We start from the raw sequence: 3,774 nt of genomic DNA, 5'->3' as shown, positions 1-3,774 counted from the left end.
CTGGCGCCGTGGCCAAGTTCTCCCCAGCCATGGATGCCGTTAAAGTGGCAGCCGACAATGGCCAATTAGTGATTGGCATTTGTAATGGTTTTCAAATTTTGACTGAAGCCGGCCTTTTGCCAGGACAACTCTTGGTCAACGAGCAACCGGGCTTCATCTGCGACGAGGTTAATTTGGTGGTCGAGAATGACCAGTCAGCCTTTTCTCAGGCCCTAAACCACGACGATGTCATCAAGGTGCCAATTGCCCACGGTGAAGGGAACTACTTAGCGGACGAAGCGACCCTCCAAGAATTAGAGGATAACGGCCAAATCATTTTCCGTTACCAAGAAAACGTCAACGGGTCAGCCCACCAAATCGCCGGGATTATGAATAAGGCCGGCAATGTCTTTGGAATGATGCCTCATCCGGAACGAGCCGTTGAAGCTTTGACCGGCAACGATAGCGGCCGGGCCTTCTTTGAAAGCCTCCTCGCTAGCCAACAAACCCGCGCCTAACCCAGTCATTTTAAAGGAGAAGTTAAATGACGACCGAGAATATCAACCTAATGGCCCACGAACCAAGCCCTGACCAAATCGCAGCCGACCGAATTTACGCCGACTGGGGTTTGACTGACCACGAATACGATTTGATCGTGAAGCAGATGGGCCGCCGTCCGAACTACACCGAAACCGGAATTTTTTCGGGAATGTGGTCTGAACATTGTTCTTATAAAAAATCAAAGCCCGCTTTGCGCAAGTTTTGGTCAAAGAATGACCGGGTCTTGCAGGGACCAGGTGAAGGGGCCGGGATTTTAGATATTGGGGATGGTCAAGCGGTGGTCTTCAAGGCCGAAAGTCATAACCACCCATCCTTCGTTGAACCTTATGAAGGTGCTGCTACTGGTGTTGGTGGGATTCTCCGCGATATCTTTTCGATGGGGGCCCAACCAATTGCCGTCTTGGATTCACTCCGTTTTGGTGAATTAACTTCAGCGAAAACTCGGAACTTAGTCGATGGCGTGATTGCCGGGATTGCTGGTTACGGAAACGCGATTGGGATTCCCAACCTCGGTGGGGAAATTGGTTTTGACGATACATACGCCGGCAACCCACTGGTCAACGTCATGTCAGTCGGTTTGGTTAACCAGGCTGAAATGCAGGTTGGTCAAGCCAAGGGAACCGGTAATACCATTATTTACGTCGGTGCTAAGACCGGTCGTGACGGGATTAACGGAGCTAGTTTTGCCTCAGCGGAATTTTCTTCAACGGAAGAATCTGACCGGTCAGCTGTCCAAGTCGGTGACCCCTTCTTGGAAAAGTTGGTAATGGACGCCACCATTGACGCCATCCGCCAATATGGTCAAAACATTATCGGTATCCAGGACATGGGGGCCGCTGGTCTCTTGTCTTCAAGTTCCGAAATGGCTTCGAAGGCCGGAACGGGAATTGAATTGGACCTGGACTTGGTCCCACAACGTGAAGCGGCGTTGACACCATACGAATTGATGTTGTCAGAATCGCAAGAACGGATGCTCTTAGTTGTCCAAAAGGGTCAAGAACAACCCGTGATTGACCTCTTTGCCAAAGCTGGTTTGGATGCCGTCGCCATCGGCCAAGTTACCGATGATGGCCGCTACCGGTTGAACTTCCAGGGTGAAACGGTCGCCGATGTCGATATTGATTTCCTAACAAATGCACCGGAACCACAGTTGGACCAAGTTGAACCAAGCCGGATTAAGGAAGCGGATGCCGCCCAGTACCAACCGGTTGTTGACGACCCAAGCGCCGTCTTGGCCGACTTGTTGGCTCAACCAACCATTGCTTCTAAGGCCTCACTCTTCCGTCACTTTGACTCTCAAGTCCGGGCCGATACAGTAATTAAGCCCGGTGGCGATGCCGGCGTTAGCCGTATCCGTGGCACCAAGAAGGCTTTGGCAATGACGACTGATGTGAACAGCCGCTTTGCCTACTTGAACCCCCGCGTTGGGGGCCAAATGGCCGTCGCCGAAGCTGGACGGAACCTGGTTGCGACCGGGGCCTTGCCAATCGGAATGACGGATTGCTTGAACTTTGGTTCACCCGATAACCCCGAAGTTTATTACGAACTCCACCAAGCCGTGGAAGGGATTACCGAAATGGCTAAGGCTTTGAATACCCCGGTGATTTCTGGAAATGTTAGTCTCTACAACGAAACCGATAACCAAGCGATTATGCCAACGGCCATGGTCGGCATGGTTGGGTTGATTGAAGACAACCAAAACATTACCCGGGCTAACTTCCAAGCCGCTGGTGACAAGGTTTACCTAGTTGGCCAAACAGCCGATAGCTTCAACGGGAGTGAAATCCAAAAGATGCAAACCGGAACGATTGCCGGTCAGCTCTTTGATTTTGACCAAGCAGCCGAAATGAATAACCAAGGCTTTGTCTTGGCTGCCATCCAAGCTGGTTTGGTCCAAAGTGCTCATGACTTGAGCGAGGGTGGATTAGCCGTCGCCTTGGCCGAAGCAACCTTTACTAAGGACTTGGGTCTGGACGTTAACTTTGCTGGATCAGCTGCCCAATTATTCTCTGAAACATCCGGTCGCTTTATCCTTTCTGTCGCCGCCGAAAACGTCGCCGCCTTTGAGGAAATCATTGCTGAAAATCAAGCCCGGGTGGTTGAATTGGGAACAGTTACAGCTGACCAAACTATTAAAATTACTGCTACTGATGGCCAAATTGACCTGGCAACTGCCCAGGCCAAAGACCGTTATCAAAACGCAATTCCGCAACTGATGGCGGAATAGGAGTAAGGACAATCATGGATCAATATGTTAATGAAGTAACGGGACAAGCCGCCTACTCATCTCTAAATGAAGAATGTGGAATTTTTGGTGTTTGGGGCCGGGAAACGGCTGCCAACTTAACTTATTATGGCCTCCATGCCTTGCAACACCGTGGTCAAGAAGGAGCCGGAATTGTGGCCAACAATAATGGTCACCTCTGGCAGGAACGGGGGATTGGCCTGGTGGCCGACGTCTTCGGTGATCCCCGCCGCCTCGAAGCCTTGCAAGGCCACGCCGCGATTGGTCACCTCCGCTATGCCACTGCCGGCGCCCATGGGATTGAAAATATCCAACCCCTGATGGCTAACTTCCATGATATGCAATTAGCCTTGGCCCACAATGGGAACTTGACCAACGCCCAAACGTTGCGGAATCAACTGGAAGAAGACGGTGCAATTTTCCAGTCTTCCTCCGATTCTGAAATTATCTTACATTTGATTCGTCGGTCAAAGGCCACAACCTTTGACGAAAAAATTAAAGACGCCTTGAACCAACTGCGCGGGGGCTTTGCCTTCTTGCTTTTGACACCTCACGCCCTTTACGCCATGCTTGACCCGCATGGTTTCCGCCCCTTTGTGGTCGGCCAGATGCCAGATGACGGCAGCTACGTTGTGACTTCGGAAACAGCAGCCTTGCACGTTGTCGGTGCTAAGTACGTCCGCGATGTCCAACCCGGTGAACTAATCCGGATTGACAAGGACGGGATGCAAATCACCCACTACACGGATAAGGCGACCTTGAACGTCGACGTGATGGAATATGTTTATTTTGCCCGACCTGATTCCGACATTCACGGAATTAACGTTCACCAGGCCCGGAAGCGGATGGGGGCATTGTTGGCCCAAGAACAACCAGTTCCGGGAGCCGACATTGTTGTTGGTGTACCCAACTCGAGTTTGTCGGCCGCAAGTGGTTATTCAGAAGCAGCCTGCCTGCCCAATGAAATGGGCTTGGTGAAAAATCAATAC

The 3,774-nt window shown here is 51.4% G+C and carries 3 protein-coding genes; all 3 read left to right on the top strand.

The features are described 5' to 3' along the window. Positions 1 to 497 (top strand): phosphoribosylformylglycinamidine synthase subunit PurQ (gene purQ / locus AOQ29_RS02145; RefSeq protein ID WP_083989223.1); only part of this gene is annotated, 497 nt, incomplete at its 5' end. A gap of 26 nt (positions 498 to 523) precedes the next feature. Beyond that, positions 524 to 2,767 carry a phosphoribosylformylglycinamidine synthase subunit PurL gene (gene purL / locus AOQ29_RS02140; RefSeq protein WP_061992906.1) on the top strand — a complete coding sequence of 748 codons (2,244 nt, stop codon included), beginning with the start codon at positions 524 to 526 and terminating at the stop codon, positions 2,765 to 2,767. 14 nt (positions 2,768 to 2,781) lie between these two features. Further along, a partial coding sequence (locus AOQ29_RS07855; RefSeq protein WP_083989221.1) for an amidophosphoribosyltransferase occupies positions 2,782 to 3,774 on the top strand: 993 nt, incomplete at its 3' end.

The sequence above is a fragment of the Fructobacillus ficulneus genome (assembly GCF_001047075.2).
Taxonomy (GTDB): domain Bacteria; phylum Bacillota; class Bacilli; order Lactobacillales; family Lactobacillaceae; genus Fructobacillus; species Fructobacillus ficulneus.
This window is presented reverse-complemented; position numbering and strand designations above follow the sequence as displayed.

Excerpts from the sequence above, each read along its gene's own strand:
- purL (WP_061992906.1), top strand. The coding sequence starts at position 524 with ATGACGACCGAGAATATCAACCTAATGGCCCACGAACCAAGCCCTGAC.